This window comes from Pseudomonas sp. R9.37, from assembly GCF_963878885.1.
GTDB lineage: Bacteria > Pseudomonadota > Gammaproteobacteria > Pseudomonadales > Pseudomonadaceae > Aquipseudomonas.
The window spans coordinates 364,949-380,343 of sequence record NZ_CAWNZA010000022.1; the positions used below are offsets into that span (position 1 = coordinate 364,949).

Genomic DNA, 15,395 nt, shown 5'->3' on the forward strand with positions numbered 1-15,395 from the left:
ATCACATTGGCTAAGGGGGCGGCAGCCCTTCCGGCATAGCGGACAAATGTTCGTGACAGGCCAGCCACAGGCCTTGTTTTTGTTGTGTGCCAGACCCTTGCCGTTTGAAGACAATGGTCTCGCGCTCCTGGCTAAAAAATTGCTCCCCGTTCACGCGCAGCTCGCTGGCCACGTCATGAATAAAAATCGCCACGTCACCTTGCAGGCTGACAAAGGCGTTGCTTGACGCGCAGGACAGCACCTCAAACCCCTCGTCCCGGCGCCAGCTGTCCCACAATGCCTGGTAGGCATCGCGGCTGAGCAGCGGCTGGGGGAGGGTGTAAAACACAAAGCTGGCATCGGCCGTGAACGCGCCGAAGTAGGCGGCGCGGTCATTGCGGGCGAAGGCCGAGACCAGTTCGGCCGCGGCGTGCAGCACCTCGCGCGTGCTCATCAGCGATGCGCCACGCCGGGCAGTACGCAGAGCATTTCGTACAGCAGGTTGGCGCCGAGCAGCGAGGTGTTGCCGGTGGTGTCGTAAGGCGGCGAAACTTCTACCAGATCGCAACCAATCAGGTCGAGGCCCTGGCAGCCACGGATGATCTCGATCGCCTGGATAGTGGTCAGCCCGCCGATTTCCGGCGTGCCGGTGCCTGGTGCCCAGGCCGGATCGATACCGTCGATGTCGAAGCTCAGGTACACCGGGCCGCCGCCGACTTTTTCACGCACTTCGGCCATCAGCGGCGCGAGGGAGTGGTGCCAGCATTCTTCAGCCTGAACCACGCGAAAGCCCTGTTTACGGCTCCAGTTGAAGTCTTCGGCGGTGTAGCCCTGGGCGCGCAGACCGATCTGCACCACGCGGTCGCAATCGAGCAAGCCCTCTTCGACTGCGCGGCGGAAGGTGGTGCCGTGGGCGATTTTCTCGCCGAACATATGGTCGTTGACGTCAGCGTGGGCATCGATGTGCACCAGCCCGACCTTGCCGTGTTTCTTGTGGATCGCCCGCAGGATCGGCAGGGTGATGGTGTGGTCGCCGCCCAGCGTCATCGGGATCACGTTGTGCTCGAGGATTTCATCGTAGGCTTGCTCGATGATGCGCACGGCGTCGAGCAGGTTGAAGGTGTTGATCGCCACGTCGCCGATGTCGGCAACCGACAGGGAGTCGAACGGTGCGGCGCCGGTGGCCATGTTGTAGGGGCGGATCATCACCGATTCGGCGCGGATTTCCCGCGGCCCGAAACGGGTGCCGGCGCGCAGCGAGGTGCCGATGTCCAGGGGCACGCCGACGAAGGCGGCATCCAGGCCTTTGGCCGTTTGCAGGTGGGGAAGTCGCATCATGGTGGCGATGCCGGCGAAGCGCGGCATTTCGTTGCCGCCCAGTGGTTGGTGAAAAATCTTGTCCACAGGAGTGCCTCATCGTTGTTGTGGTTATTAGGGGCCGATTCTGCGAAAAGCCCAGGGCGGGAAGAATCGGCAGGGGCAAATACTTAGTTCAGATTTTTCTAAACTAACGCCTGGGGTAAACTCGGCTCAAATGTGGGAGCGGGCTTGCCCGCCAATTCGGTGTGTCAGTCACGGCGGTTTCGATTGATCCACCGCATTCGCGAGCAAGCCCGCTCCCACAGGTTTTATGTTTGCTTCTGGAGAACCCATGGCCAACGCCTTGCCCGACCTGAAACTCCTGCGCATCTTCGTCAGCGTCGTGCGCCATCAGGGGTTCGCCAACGCCCAGCACGAACTCAACCTGTCGACGTCGGCCATCAGCACTTATATGAGTCAGCTGGAGTCGGCGTTGGGTCTGGTGCTGTGCCATCGCGGGCGCGGCGGGTTCAGCCTGACCAGCAAGGGCGAGCTGTTCCATCAGGAAACCCTGCGCCTCTTGGGCGAATTGGAAGGCTTCGAGCAATACGCCGCAGCGCTCAAGGGCGAGTTGCGCGGCACATTGAAGCTGGGCGTGCTCGACTCCACCGTCAGCGACAAGGCGCTGCCGTTCGCTGAGGTGATTGGCGCCTACAGCCAGGAACACCCGGCCGTGCATTTGCACCTCTCGGTGATGAGCCCTTACGAATTGCAACTGGGTGTGCAGGACAATCGCCTGGATCTGGCCATTGGCGCCTTTTCCAACCGCATGAGCGGGCTGATCTACATGCCGCTGTACCGCGAGCAACACTGGTTGTATTGCAGCACCCGCCATCCGTTGTTCAACGAACGGCGCATCCCCGAACAAGTGATCACCCAACAGCGCATGGTCGGGCGCGGCTACTGGAGCCAGGCCGAACTGGCGCGCCACGGCTTCAAACACAGCGCGGCAACGGTGGAAAGTATGGAAGCCCAGTTGATTCTGGTGCTGTCCGGCGCCTACATCGGCTACCTGCCCGAGCATTACGCCCAGGCCTGGGCCGACAAGGGCGACCTGCGCGTATTGCTGCCGGCGACCTTCGGCTATCAGGCACCATTTTCGATGATCATGCGCCGGGGGCGTAGCCGCGAGCCGTTGATCCAGACCTTCCGCGATTTACTCAAAGCCCAGCTCAACCAGGCCTGAAACCATGTCCAGACCCCAATGCTCCCGCTGCCTGCGGCCTGTCACCCATTGCCTGTGCGCGCTGATCCCCAGCCTCGACAGCCGCACCCGCGTGTTGCTGCTGCAGCACCCGAGCGAGGTCAGCCACGCGCTCAATACTGCGCGGCTGGCGGCGTTGGGGTTGAACAATGCGCAATTGGTGGTGGGTGAGGTATTTGAGGATTTGCCGACCTTATTAAACCCGCCCGGCTACCAGGCGCGGTTGTTGTTTCCCGCTGAGGATGCGCAGCCTTTGCAGGCCTACACATCGACTGACGAACCTATGTTGCTGGTGGTGCCTGACGGTACTTGGCGCAAGGCGCGCAAATTGTTGCACCTCAATCCATTACTGGCGGCGTTGCCTCGAGTCACCCTGGCCGAGGGTGCGGTGTCCCGCTACCGGCTGCGCAAGGCGCCAGGGCCGGGGGCGCTGTCGACGGTGGAGGCGATTGTGCAGGCATTGCAGGTGCTGGAGGCGCCGGCGTCTTTTGATGCATTGCTCACACCGTTTGAGGCGCTTATTGAGGGACAGATTTCTGCGATGGGCGAAGAGGTGTTTCGTAAAAATCATGGCAACGGGCAGTTGGGGTAACAGCGTGACCGACGCGTGGCCTTCGCAGGCAAGCCAGCTCCCACATTGATCTGCATTCGCCGCAGATTCTGCGCCGACCTCCGGCTACCTGCGGGCGCGGGCTTGCCCGCGATAGCGCCGTTGCAGGACACATCTTGTTTACTTATTCCTATAAGCCATAAGCACCATACTTTGCGTGATATGGCCCGCCAGCCTTTCCCGGTATGATGTCCGCCCCCGCAGTCTGGATTGCGAATACGCCATGACCTTGCAGTACCCTACAATCGCCGATTGCGTCGGCAACACGCCCCTGGTCCGCTTGCAACGCATGGCGGGTGAAACCAGCAATACCCTGTTGCTCAAGCTCGAAGGAAACAACCCGGCCGGCTCCGTCAAGGACCGCCCGGCGCTGTCGATGATTGCCCGCGCCGAACTGCGCGGGCAGATCAAGCCCGGCGACACCCTGATCGAAGCCACCTCGGGTAACACCGGCATCGCCTTGGCCATGGCCGCGGCCATCAAGGGTTACAAGATGGTATTGATCATGCCCGACAACGGCAGCGCCGAACGCAAGGCGGCAATGACCGCCTATGGTGCCCAGCTGATCCTGGTCACCCAGGAAGAAGGCATGGAAGGCGCGCGCGACCTCGCCGAGCGCATGGCCGCCGAAGGCCGTGGCGTGGTGCTCGACCAATTTGCCAACGGTGATAATCCGGAGGCGCACTACACCACCACCGGTCCGGAAATCTGGCGTCAGACCCAGGGCACCATCACCCATTTCGTCAGCTCGATGGGCACCACCGGCACCATCATGGGCAATTCGCGCTACCTCAAGGAGCAGAACCCGGCGATCCAGATCGTGGGTCTGCAACCGATGGAAGGCGCGGCCATCCCGGGCATTCGCCGTTGGCCCCAAGAATATCTGCCGAAGATCTACAACGCGACGCGTGTGGACCGCATCATCGATATGGCCCAGCGCGAAGCCGAAGACACCACCCGCCGTCTGGCGCGTGAAGAAGGCATTTTCTGCGGCGTGTCCTCCGGTGGCGCCGTGGCCGGTATGTTGCGTTTGTCCAGGGAAGTGGAAAACGCAGTGATCGTCGCGATCATCTGTGACCGAGGCGACCGTTACTTGTCGACCGGCATTTTCGACGAACCCAACTGATGGCCAAGCACGAGAGAGGCCTGCGCTTTCAACCGACGGGCGGCAGCCGAGCCCCGCAAATTCCGGTAGGCAAGAAGCTGCGTCTGACCATCGAGCGCCTGGCCAACGACGGCCGCGGCATTGTGTTCTTTGAAGGCCGCACCTGGTTTGTAAATGGCGCGCTGGCCGGCGAAGAGGTCGAAGCACGCGTATTGGGCGCCCACGGCAAAGTGGTCGAGGCGCGCACCGAGCGCGTGTTCACGGCCAGCGAGCTGCGCCGTCCGGCACCGTGCGCCCATTTTGGCCGCTGCGGTGGTTGCAGCGTGCAGCACTTGCCCCACGCCGAACAACTTGCCCTGAAACAGCGCATGCTCGCCGAACAACTGTCTCGCGTCGCCGGTGTCGAGCCGCAGGTGTGGGCCGCACCGTTGAGTGGCCCGGAATTTGGCTACCGCCGACGCGCCCGCGTGGCCGTACGCTGGGATGCCAAGGCGAAAAACCTTGAAGTGGGTTTTCGCGCGGTGGCCAGCCAGGACATTGTCGCCATTGATGATTGCCCGGTGCTGGTACAAGCCTTGCAACCGATCATGCAGCGTTTGCCGAACATGCTGCGCCGCCTGAGCAAGCCGCAGGCGCTGGGGCATGTGGAGTTGTTCAGCGGCTCGTCGATTGCCGTGCTGCTGCGGCACATGGCGCCGTTGTCCGAGGCGGACCTGCTGATCCTGCAAGAATTCTGCACCTTCCATGACGCGCAGTTGTGGCTGCATGGCGAAGGCCAGCCGGAGCCGGTCGAGACGGATTCGGCCTTGGGTTATCGGTTGGAACAATGGGATTTGGAGCTGGCTTATCGGCCCGGGGATTTTGTGCAGGTCAACGCCGGCGTCAACGCCGCGATGGTCGCCCAATCCCTGGAATGGCTGGCGCCACAGCCCGACGAGCGGGTACTGGACTTGTTCTGCGGGCTCGGCAACTTTGCCTTGCCACTGGCCCGGCAGGTGCGTGAAGTGGTCGCGGTAGAAGGCGTGCAGACCATGGTGGACCGGGCGGCGCAGAATGCCGTCAGCAACAATTTGCATAATGTGCAGTTTTTTCAGGCCGATTTATCCCAGCCTTTGACTGACGCGGAGTGGGCCAAACAGGGCTTTTCTGCGGTACTCTTGGACCCACCCCGTGATGGAGCCCTGGAGGTTGTGCGCAAGCTCGCGACCCTTAAGGCCAAGCGTCTGGTGTATGTGTCCTGCAACCCGGCCACGCTGGCGCGGGACACGGTTGAGTTGGTCAAGCAAGGCTACCGGCTAAAACGTGCCGGGATCCTCGACATGTTTCCGCAAACCGCGCATGTCGAGGCCATGGCGTTATTTGAAGCGGGCTAGGATGCCCGTTTAATCCGACTGGCCTGCATTCTCCAGGGCCGTGACCTGCCAGGGAGTGTGTGTAAGCTTTATTCAGGTAAAGCAGGTCAGCGATGATTTTTGGCGCATTAAAGGTGCGTCGTAGGGAAGGTAAGCAAGATGGTACAGGTGAGAGCACACCAGCCGATCAACACCGACGGCAGTATCAATCTCGAGGCATGGCTGGATCATGCCGTCAGTGTCGACCCGGCACTGGACCGTGAAGCCTTGAAAGCAGCCTGCGAGTTCGCTCGTGAGTCTGAACAACAAGACAATGCGGCCAAAAACCTGTGGGCGGAGGGCACGTCAAGCTTTCGCACCGGGTTGGAAATCGCCGAGATCCTTGCCGATCTCAAGCTGGACCAGGATTCGCTGATCGCCGCCGTGCTCTATCGCGGCGTGCGCGAAGGGCACATTCCGTTGCCGACGGTCAGCCAGCGTTTCGGCGCGGTGGTAGCCAAACTGATCGACGGCGTGCTGCGCATGGCGGCTATCAGTGCCAGCCTCAGCCCGCGCCAGTCGATGGTGCTGGGCACCCAGGGCCAGGTCGAGAACCTGCGCAAAATGCTGGTGGCGATGGTCGACGACGTGCGCGTTGCGCTGATCAAGCTGGCTGAACGCACCTGCGCGATCCGTGCGGTGAAGACCGCCGACGACGAAAAGCGCAACCGGGTAGCCCGCGAAGTCTTCGACATCTACGCGCCGCTGGCGCATCGCTTGGGCATCGGCCATATCAAGTGGGAGCTGGAGGACTTGTCCTTTCGCTACCTCGAGCCCGATCAATACAAACAGATTGCGACGCTGCTGCATGAGCGGCGGCTCGACCGTGAGCGCTTTATCACCGACGTGATGGGCCAGCTGCGTTCCGAGTTGCAGGCCACCGGCGTGGACGCCGACATCAGCGGCCGAGCCAAACACATCTATTCGATCTGGCGCAAAATGCAGCGCAAGGGCCTGGCCTTCAGCCAGATCTACGACGTACGCGCCGTGCGCGTGCTGGTGCCGGAAATGCGCGACTGCTACACCGCGCTGGGTATCGTCCACACCTTGTGGCGGCACATTCCCAAGGAGTTCGACGACTACATCGCCAACCCCAAGGAAAACGGCTATCGCTCCCTGCACACTGCGGTGATCGGCCCCGAGGGCAAGGTGCTGGAGGTGCAGATCCGCACCCACGCCATGCACGAAGAGGCTGAACTTGGGGTGTGCGCGCACTGGCGCTACAAGGGCACCGACGTCAAAGCCGGGTCCAACCAGTACGAAGAGAAAATCTCCTGGCTTCGCCAAGTGCTTGAGTGGCACGAAGAACTCGGCGACATCGGCGGCCTTGCCGAACAGCTGCGGGTGGATATCGAGCCCGACCGCGTTTATATCTTCACCCCCGACGGCCACGCCATCGACTTGCCCAAGGGCGCCACGCCGCTGGACTTTGCCTACCGCGTGCACACCGAAATCGGTCACAACTGCCGGGGCGCCAAGATCAACGGGCGCATCGTGCCGCTCAACTACAGCCTGCAGACCGGTGAACAGGTCGAGATCATCACCAGCAAGCACGGCACACCGAGCCGCGACTGGCTGAACCCGAACCTGGGCTACATCACCACGTCGCGGGCACGGGCGAAGATTGTTCACTGGTTCAAATTGCAGGCACGCGACCAGAACGTCGCGGCCGGTAAAACCTTGCTCGAACGCGAGCTGGCGCGCCTGGGCCTGCCGCAGGTGGACTTCGACAAGTTGGCCGAAAAAGCCAACATGAAGATCGCCGAGGACATGTTCGCAGCCCTTGGCGCCGGCGACTTGCGGCTGGCGCAACTGGTCAATCTGGCGCAGCAACTGGTCGAGCCGGAGCGCGGCAGCGAGCAGCTGGAGCTGATCCCTCGCAAAGCCACCGGCTACAAACCGGGCAAGCGCGGCGATATCCAGATTCAGGGCGTGGGCAACCTGATGACGCAAATGGCCGGCTGCTGCCAGCCGTTGCCGGGCGACGCGATTGTCGGTTACATCACCCAGGGCCGTGGCGTGAGCATTCACCGCCAGGATTGCGCCTCGGTGCTGCAACTGGGCGGGCGCGAGCCGGAGCGGATCATCCAGGTCAGCTGGGGCCCGGTGCCGGTGCTCACTTACCCGGTGGACATCATCATTCGCGCCTACGACCGTTCCGGCTTGCTGCGTGACGTGTCGCAAGTGCTGCTCAATGAGCGGATCAACGTGCTGGCGGTCAATACCCGCTCGAACAAAGAGGACAACACGGCGTTGATGTCCCTGACCATCGAGATTCCGGGCCTGGACGCGTTGGGTCGGTTGCTGGGGCGGATTTCTCAGTTGCCGAACATCATTGAAACGCGGCGGAATCGCACACCATGAGCAGCTGGATGAGCGCGGACTGAAATGTGGGAGCGGGCTTGCTCGCGAAAGCGGTGTGTCAGTGCCGGGTGCATTGGCTGACCTACCGCATTCGCGAGCAAGCCCGCTCCCACATTTGATCTTCAGCGTTCTCACCTCGGCGGAAAGAGACTGATGTATTCACTTGAAGACCTGCTGCACCTGATGAACCGCCTGCGCGACCCAAAGTACGGGTGCCCGTGGGACATCAAGCAAACCTACGCAACCATCGTCCCGCACACCCTCGAAGAGGCCTATGAAGTTGCCGACGCCATCGAGCGCGGCGACTTTGATCACCTGCAAGGTGAGCTGGGCGACCTGTTGTTTCAGGTGGTGTATTACAGCCAGTTGGCGCGGGAGGAGGGGCGTTTTGAGTTTGCCGGTGTGGTCGACAGCATCACCCGCAAGTTGATTCGCCGCCATCCTCACGTGTTTCCCACGGGTGATCTGTATGCGCCGCTGGATATTCCTCAGCTGAGCGAAGAGCAGGTCAAGGAGCGTTGGGAGCAGATCAAGGCTGAGGAGCGCGCGGAGAAGTCCGACGCGCCACAGCAGCTGTCCCTGCTCGATGACGTGCCCACGGCGCTGCCGTCGCTGTCGCGCGCTGCCAAATTGCAAAAGCGCGCCAGCCAGGTCGGCTTCGACTGGCCCGCCGCCTTGCCGGTGGTGGACAACGTGCGCGAAGAGCTGGATGAAGTGCTCGAAGCCATGGCCGATAACGACCCGGTGGCGATTGCCGATGAAGTCGGTGACCTGCTGTTTGCAGCGGTCAACCTGGCGCGGCATCTGAAGGTTGACCCGGAAGCTGCGTTGCGTGGCGCCAATGCCAAGTTCGAACGACGTTTCCGATTTATCGAACAGGCATTGCGCGATACGCACCAATCCATAGAAGATTGCACCCTCGAAGCGTTGGACGCCCTGTGGGGTGAAGCCAAACGCCAGGAAAAGAATCTGTCCAGCTGCGGTTAAGCAGTTGCCTAAGTGAGTGAGCACCATGAGCCTTTCCCTTCGCGACCAGTTGCTTAAAGCAGGTCTGGTCAACCAAAAGCAGGCCAAGCAGGTCGGCAAAGAGAAACAGAAGCAGCAGCGCCTGGTCCACAAGGGCCAAGCCGAGGTGGATGACACCCAGGCACGCCTGGCCGCCGAGGCGCACGCCGAGAAGGTCAAGCGCGACCAGGAGCTGAACCGCCAGCAGCAGGAAAAAGCCGAGGCCAAGGCCCGCACAGCCCAGGTCAAACAATTGATCGAGACCTCGCGCCTGCCCAAGCTGACCACCGAGGACTACTACAACTTCGTCGATGACAAGAAGGTCAAGCGCCTGTCGGTCAACACGCTGATGCGCAACAAGCTGAGCAACGGCTCCCTGGCAATCGTGCACCATGGCGGCGGTTACGAGGTGATCCCGCGTGAGGCAGCGCTGAAGATTCAGGAGCGTGCGCCAGAGCGTATCGTGCAGCTCAATATCCTTACCGAAAGCCAGGTGCCGGATGAGGATGATCCTTACGCGGCCTACCAGATCCCGGATGATCTGATGTGGTAAGGCGTTAAAACACTCGGGCGTGCCAGGCGCGCCCAACGCCAAAGCCTATAAACACAAACCCCGCTCAAAAGGCGGGGTTTGTGTTTATAGGCACCCTGGCTGCGTGGGGCTGGGGAGCCTAGTGGATTTCAGTATTCAGGAGCTTTCTGCCTGGCGTTTCATCTCTAGAGATTCGAGCTCGTTTTTATAATTGTGGGCTTCGCTCTCGTTGTGGAACATGCCGACCAGTTGGTCTTGTTGATGGACATCCCAGATGTGAATCCCATGGCCCAGTGCTTCGTGAGACATGTGTGCATCGTCGCGTTCAGTTACTTTTACAGTCATCTGCTTGCTCCAATCTCTGGTTGATCTGCGGCAAGTCGTCGCAGGCCTCTTTTATATGTTTTGTTAGCTTGCTAAGTAAACCGATTTTGCACGCAACAATTCATTGCACAAACTGCAACTGTCCCGCAGGCCGTGTAATCCGCGACATTGCGTCGCAGGCGCCTGAGTTTTATGACAAAAGTTTCATGTTCCTCTTAGGCTTTAGTCTTGTAGTGCTTGCTCCAAAGCTAGCGCAGGCAAGCCAGCTCCCACATGGAAACGCATTCCAATGTGGGAGCTGGCTTGCCTGCGATAGCGGTAGAACGCCCAGCACACAAACTGCAGGCGAAAAAAAGCCCCGCATTCAGCGAGGCTTGTTTTTCAGCTCATCAGCCGATCAGCTCCCTTTGACAGCCTTGCCGTCAACGGTGCCGTCCAGCAGCATGATGTTGTATTCCTTACCGTCGGTTTCCACCTGACGCAGGGCAACCAGGATGCCGCCCCAGTCCTTGGCAAACCACATCTGGGTGATGCGCTTGCTCTGGGAGGGGTCGCGCACGCGCTCAACCTTGATCGCATCAATGGCGCCGGCTTTGGTCTGGACCTTTTCCGGGCCGATCACGCGGAAGTCATAGGTATCGACGTCGGTGCCCTCGACCACGCGGTAGCTCATGCTTTTTTTGCCGGCGGCGACGTCGCGCTGCAGGGCAAGCTGATAAGTCGATTTGTCGAGCATGCCGCTTTCGAGCGTCACGTTGACCGGGTCCTTGTTTTCGAAACCGGTGACCTTGTTGGCCGCGTGGTCGAAATCCAGGTTGATCTTCTTCGCCTTGCCCAGGCCGCCGCGTTCGAAGCTGTAGCTCTTGGGTTGCAGTGCGTCCTTGTCGAACAGGATCACGCTGGTTTCGGTGAGGCTGGCGATCATCATGGAAGCCTTGAAGTTCAAGGTCCAGGTGCCATTGTCATTCTTGGTCAGGCTGCGTTCGGCCGAACCACTCATGGGCAACTGTTTCCAGTCGGCGGTGTAGCTGGCGGAGAAAGGGTGAAGGTCTGCTGCTTGCACGGCAGGCAAGGCGAACAGCGCAAAAGCGAAGAGCAAGGCGCGACGCATAAAATCTCCTAGGTTCGAATCAAGTGGCCGCTGGCCGCAAGTAATTGGCCGTCCAATAATGCACCGTGATCGCCAAGAATCAACCGCCCCTCGGCAAACCAGCGAACAGCCAGCGGGTAAATCCTGTGTTCCTGGGTGTGAACCCGTTGCGCAAGTGTCTGCGCTGAATCTGCAGACTCTACCGGAACCACTGCCTGTACGACCAGAGGGCCGCCATCGAGTTCCTCGGTCACAAAGTGCACGCTGCAGCCGTGCTCGCTGTCGCCGGCCTCAAGTGCACGTTGATGCGTGTGCATGCCTTTGTACTTGGGGAGCAGGGAAGGGTGGATATTGAGCAGGCGCCCTTCGTAGTGCCGCACGAAATTGGCGCTCAGAATGCGCATGAAGCCGGCGAGGACCACGAGTTTGGGGTTAAAGGCGTCGATCAGTTCGATCAAGGCGCCGTCGAAGGCCTCGCGGCCGTCAAAGGCCTTGTGATCCAGGGAGCGGGTTTCAATGCCCGCGTCCCTGGCGCGTTGCAGGCCGTAGGCGTCGCTGCGATTGGAGATCACCGCAGCGATGCGCACCGGACTGTCGCCGGTGCGCGTGCTGTCGATCAAGGCCTGCAAGTTACTGCCGGTGCCGGAAAGCAGCACCACGACATCACAGGTCTGAGACATCAATGGGCCTTGAGGTTCTTCAGTTCAACCTGAGCTGCGCCTTCCGGGGCAGTCGCGATCTGGCCGATGACCCAAGGCTGCTCGCCCGCTTCACGCAGAACGTTCAGCGCCGTTTCAACATGCTCTTGAGCCACGCAGATGACCATGCCGACGCCGCAGTTCAGCACGCGGTGCATTTCGGTCTCGTTGACGTTGCCTTTCTCTTGCAGCCAGTCGAACACCGCAGGACGCTGCCAGCTGGCCACGTCGACGATCGCCTGGGCGCCTTTTGGCAGAACGCGCGGGATGTTGTCCAGCAGGCCGCCGCCGGTGATGTGGGCCATGGCTTTGACAGCGCCGGTGTCCTTGATCAGCTTGAGCAGTGGTTTGACGTAGATGCGTGTCGGGGCCATCAGCAGGTCGGTCAGCGGCTTGCCGTCGAGTTGAATGTTCTCGATGTCGGCACCGGACACTTCGATGATCTTGCGGATCAGCGAGTAGCCGTTGGAGTGCGGGCCCGAGGATGGCAGCGCGAGCAGGGCGTCACCGGCAGCGACTTTGGAGCCGTCGATGATTTCGGATTTTTCGACAACGCCAACGCAGAAGCCGGCCAGGTCGTAGTCTTCGCCTTCGTACATGCCTGGCATTTCAGCGGTTTCGCCGCCGACCAGGGAGCAACCCGACAGTTCGCAGCCCGCGCCAATGCCGGTCACGACCTGGGTCGCGGTCTCGACGTTGAGCTTGCCGGTGGCGTAGTAGTCGAGGAAGAACAGTGGCTCGGCCCCGCACACCACCAGGTCGTTGACGCACATGGCAACCAGGTCGATGCCGATGCTGTCGTGCTTGTTCAGGTTCAACGCCAGGCGCAGCTTGGTGCCCACGCCGTCGGTGCCGGAGACCAGCACAGGCTGTTTGTAGCCGGCCGGGATTTCGCAGAGGGCGCCAAAACCGCCCAGGCCGCCCATGACTTCGGGGCGCGCAGTGCGCTTGGCGACGCTCTTGATGCGTTCGACCAATGCTTCACCGGCGTCGATGTCTACACCGGCGTCCTTGTAGCTCAGGGAGGGTTGCTTGCTCATGATCCAGGCCTTTAGGGGGGATTTCTGGGTAACGACCGAGCTGGCGAAGGCTTTCGTGAAGAGGCCCAGCCGTTGACGGTCTGCGAAGGCGCGCGATTTTATCAGGCTTGAGGGGCAGCGGCCATCCTCGGGCCGACGGGCAGGGCCATAAAGGTTAAAAAGCGCGGTTAAAAAATTGCTAATCGTCTCGGTGATGGCGCGTATTAAGGTATAGCCTTTAACCCGCTATCGTTATGACAGTACGAAAACTTACCGCGACCCTGTGAATGTTTTACCGGCTGCTGTGGTCACAGCCTGGCAAGCCGGGTTCACGCGGTCTGTTCCAGCCGCTAAATTTGTCGTTCGGGAATCTTCCATGCGTCTGTGTAAATTCTTCTTTGTAGGCTGCTTGTCGTTGGTCAGCCTGGCGAGTCATGCCGAAACCCTCAATGGCCTGTATCAAGTACTTGAACCGGTCAGCAGCCAGTCGCCCCAAGAGCGCGACCAGGCCACCCAGCGTGCCGTGCAAACCCTGGTGATCCGTTTGACTGGCGACGCCAAAGCTGCCGAAGGCCCGGGCCTGGCGGCGATTCGCAAAGATCCGCAGCAAATCATCAGCCAGTATGGCTACGACGCTGGCCCACCAGAGAGCCTGCAAGTGGATTTCGACCCGGTGAGCACCGATCGCGCCCTGCGTGCAGCGGGCCTGTCGATCTGGGGCAGCAATCGGCCGTCGATTCTCGGCTGGTGGCTGAACGACTCCACCGAAGGCAGCAGCCTGGTGGGTGATGGTCAAGCTGTTGCCGGTGCCTTGCGCCGTGCGGCGCAACACCGGGGTTTGCCGTTGCGCCTGCCGCTGGGTGATCTGGATGAGCAGGTCGTCGCCACCGCGCCGAATCTGGAAAGCGCCGATGCCACGCCACTGCGTGCAGCCTCCGAGCGCTACGGTGCCGACGCGTTGCTCGCGGTGCACGCCCGTCAGGAAGGCAACCAGTGGCAGGCCAAATGGCGCCTGTGGCTGGGCGACAAAACTGAGCAAGGCACCGCGCAGGGCGCCGACACCGCTGCCGTGGCCGACGCCGTATTGCTGGCTGTCAGCCAAAAGCTGGCGCCACGCTTTGCGGTCAAGCCCGGTGTGAGCAGTGAACAATTGCTCGAAGTGCAGGGCATGAACCTGGAGCGCTACGCTGCACTGGGCCATCTGCTCGAACCTTTTGGTGGTCAGCCGCAGTTGGTCGACGGCACTCGCATTGTGTACCGCGTCAACGGCAGTGCTGATCAATTGCGTACCCAGTTGAGCCTGGCCAAGTTGCAGGAAGTGCCTGCGGGCGAAGCTGCTGTTCAGCCGCCGGTGGCGGAGGGTGCGCAGGCGCCCGCAGCACCTGAACCTCAGGCGCAGCTGCGTTTTCGGTGGTAACTGTTCTTCCTATATAGATAGAAGCAAATAATGGAGTGGTTTATGGCGGATACGCGTCGTTGGGTGTGGCTTGGCGGGATTGTCCTGCTGTGCGTTTTTGTGTTCTTGCTGCATTCGATCCTGACGCCGTTCCTGGTCGCGCTGCTGCTGGCTTACCTGTTCGATCCCGTGGTGGATCGCCTGGAGAAGGCCGGCCTGTCGCGCACCTTGGGGGTGGTGGCGGTGTTTGCCTTGTTCACGTTGATCATCACCGCGCTGGTATTGGTGCTGGTGCCGATGCTGGCCAAGCAACTGTTTCGCCTGTATGAACTGGCGCCGCAGATGCTTGACTGGCTGCAGCACACGGCAATGCCGTGGGCGCAGGCCAAGCTGGGGTTGGCGGACGGCTTCTGGAAGTTCGACAAGGTCAAGGCGGCCATCAGTGACCACATGGGCCAGACCACCGACATCGTCGGTGTCGTGCTCAGTCAGGCCACGGCGTCCAGTTTGGCGTTGATCGGTTGGTTGACCAACCTGGTGCTGATTCCGGTGGTGGCGTTCTACTTGCTGCGTGACTGGGACATCATGATGGCCAAGATCCGCAGCCTGTTGCCGCGCAACAACGAGGAGCGCATCGTCTCGCTGGCGGAGGAGTGCCATGAGGTGCTGGGCGCGTTCGTGCGTGGCCAGTTGCTGGTGATGCTCGCGCTGGGAATCATCTACGCCGCGGGGTTGATGGCGATCGGCCTGGAGCTGGGCCTGTTGATCGGCTTGATTGCCGGTCTGGCTGCCATCGTGCCGTACATGGGCTTTGTGATCGGGATTGGCGCGGCGCTGGTGGCGGGGTTGTTCCAGTTTGGCGGCGACCTGTACCCGATGCTCGGGATTGTTGCAGTGTTTATGGTCGGCCAAGCCCTTGAAGGGATGGTGTTGACGCCCTTGCTGGTGGGCGACCGGATCGGCCTGCACCCGGTGGCGGTGATCTTTGCGATCCTGGCAGGCGGTGAGCTGTTTGGCTTTACGGGTATCCTGCTGGCGCTGCCGGTGGCGGCGGTGATCATGGTGCTGGTGCGCCATGTGCATGATCTGTACAAGGATTCGGATGTGTACACCGGGGTCGAAGACCCCGATCTGTAACCGCTTCGTCACAAACCCGGCCCAGGCCGGGTTTGTTGTTTCTACGGGCGGGGTGTCAAACAATTTGCGCAAATCGCCCAAGTTAACGCAAACCTTTGATTTTGCTTGTGGTCTGCTGCATTGTGCGCCCGGCGTCACGGGTATAAACTTTGCAAACTTTACACAGAGGCCACTAACGGTTC

Annotated in this window: 15 protein-coding genes; 9 read left to right on the forward strand and 6 right to left on the reverse strand. The window is 60.9% G+C overall.

The window, feature by feature from the left end; all coding sequences use genetic code 11:
• Positions 1-10: 10 nt before the first annotated feature.
• Together AACU78_RS13890 and speB are read right to left on the reverse strand one after the other, a co-directional pair.
• Positions 11-433: a YybH family protein gene (locus AACU78_RS13890; protein ID WP_106576397.1), complete on the reverse strand. Its 423-nt coding sequence runs from the start codon at positions 431-433 to the stop codon at positions 11-13.
• Positions 433-1,383: an agmatinase gene (gene speB / locus AACU78_RS13895; RefSeq protein ID WP_106576398.1), complete on the reverse strand. Its 951-nt coding sequence runs from the start codon at positions 1,381-1,383 to the stop codon at positions 433-435. The genes AACU78_RS13890 and speB overlap by 1 nt, the downstream gene beginning before the upstream one ends.
• 247 nt (positions 1,384-1,630) lie before the next feature.
• Between speB and AACU78_RS13900 the strand changes: the two genes are divergently transcribed.
• From AACU78_RS13900 to AACU78_RS13930, 7 genes are all read left to right on the forward strand, one after another.
• A complete protein-coding gene (locus AACU78_RS13900; protein ID WP_049712094.1) occupies positions 1,631-2,524 on the forward strand; it encodes a LysR family transcriptional regulator in 894 nt (297 codons plus the stop codon).
• A gap of 4 nt (positions 2,525-2,528) precedes the next feature.
• On the forward strand, positions 2,529-3,134 hold the full coding sequence (locus tag AACU78_RS13905) for a tRNA-uridine aminocarboxypropyltransferase (RefSeq protein WP_106576399.1): 606 nt from the start codon (positions 2,529-2,531) through the stop codon (positions 3,132-3,134).
• Between the two features lie 241 nt (positions 3,135-3,375).
• On the forward strand, positions 3,376-4,278 hold the full coding sequence (gene cysM / locus AACU78_RS13910; RefSeq protein ID WP_106576400.1) for a cysteine synthase CysM: 903 nt from the start codon (positions 3,376-3,378) through the stop codon (positions 4,276-4,278).
• Positions 4,278-5,630 carry a 23S rRNA (uracil(1939)-C(5))-methyltransferase RlmD gene (gene rlmD, locus AACU78_RS13915; protein WP_106576401.1) on the forward strand — a complete coding sequence of 451 codons (1,353 nt, stop codon included), beginning with the start codon at positions 4,278-4,280 and terminating at the stop codon, positions 5,628-5,630. Before cysM ends, rlmD begins: the two co-directional genes overlap by 1 nt.
• A gap of 138 nt (positions 5,631-5,768) precedes the next feature.
• Complete coding sequence (gene relA / locus AACU78_RS13920; RefSeq protein ID WP_017134872.1) at positions 5,769-8,012, forward strand: GTP diphosphokinase; 2,244 nt, start codon at positions 5,769-5,771, stop codon at positions 8,010-8,012.
• A gap of 153 nt (positions 8,013-8,165) precedes the next feature.
• Positions 8,166-8,999 carry a nucleoside triphosphate pyrophosphohydrolase gene (gene mazG / locus AACU78_RS13925; RefSeq protein WP_106576402.1) on the forward strand — a complete coding sequence of 278 codons (834 nt, stop codon included), beginning with the start codon at positions 8,166-8,168 and terminating at the stop codon, positions 8,997-8,999.
• Positions 9,000-9,024: 25 nt separating this feature from the next.
• Entirely contained in the window at positions 9,025-9,570 is a 546-nt protein-coding gene (locus AACU78_RS13930) for a DUF2058 domain-containing protein (protein ID WP_014719402.1), read from the forward strand.
• Between the two features lie 135 nt (positions 9,571-9,705).
• Here the strand turns inward: AACU78_RS13930 and AACU78_RS13935 are convergent, their stop codons facing one another.
• The 4 genes from AACU78_RS13935 to purM all read right to left on the reverse strand — a co-directional run bounded on the left by AACU78_RS13935 (position 9,706) and on the right by purM (position 12,701).
• Positions 9,706-9,894 (reverse strand): hypothetical protein, encoded by a 189-nt coding sequence (locus AACU78_RS13935; RefSeq protein WP_106576403.1) that lies wholly within the window; start codon positions 9,892-9,894, stop codon positions 9,706-9,708.
• A gap of 376 nt (positions 9,895-10,270) precedes the next feature.
• The gene (locus AACU78_RS13940) at positions 10,271-10,984 is read right to left on the reverse strand and encodes a DUF3108 domain-containing protein (protein WP_106576404.1); all 714 of its coding nucleotides are present in this window, start codon (positions 10,982-10,984) and stop codon (positions 10,271-10,273) included.
• Positions 10,985-10,992: 8 nt separating this feature from the next.
• Positions 10,993-11,643: a phosphoribosylglycinamide formyltransferase gene (purN, locus tag AACU78_RS13945; RefSeq protein WP_106576405.1), complete on the reverse strand. Its 651-nt coding sequence runs from the start codon at positions 11,641-11,643 to the stop codon at positions 10,993-10,995.
• The gene (gene purM / locus AACU78_RS13950; RefSeq protein ID WP_020295613.1) at positions 11,643-12,701 is read right to left on the reverse strand and encodes a phosphoribosylformylglycinamidine cyclo-ligase; all 1,059 of its coding nucleotides are present in this window, start codon (positions 12,699-12,701) and stop codon (positions 11,643-11,645) included. Before purM ends, purN begins: the two co-directional genes overlap by 1 nt.
• A 355-nt stretch (positions 12,702-13,056) precedes the next feature.
• On the opposite strand from purM, the gene AACU78_RS13955 reads away from it, so the two are divergent.
• Both AACU78_RS13955 and AACU78_RS13960 read left to right on the forward strand, forming a co-directional pair.
• Positions 13,057-14,097 (forward strand): DUF2066 domain-containing protein, encoded by a 1,041-nt coding sequence (locus tag AACU78_RS13955; protein WP_106576406.1) that lies wholly within the window; start codon positions 13,057-13,059, stop codon positions 14,095-14,097.
• Between the two features lie 42 nt (positions 14,098-14,139).
• A complete protein-coding gene (locus AACU78_RS13960) occupies positions 14,140-15,213 on the forward strand; it encodes an AI-2E family transporter (RefSeq protein ID WP_106576407.1) in 1,074 nt (357 codons plus the stop codon).
• Positions 15,214-15,395 lie beyond the last annotated feature (182 nt).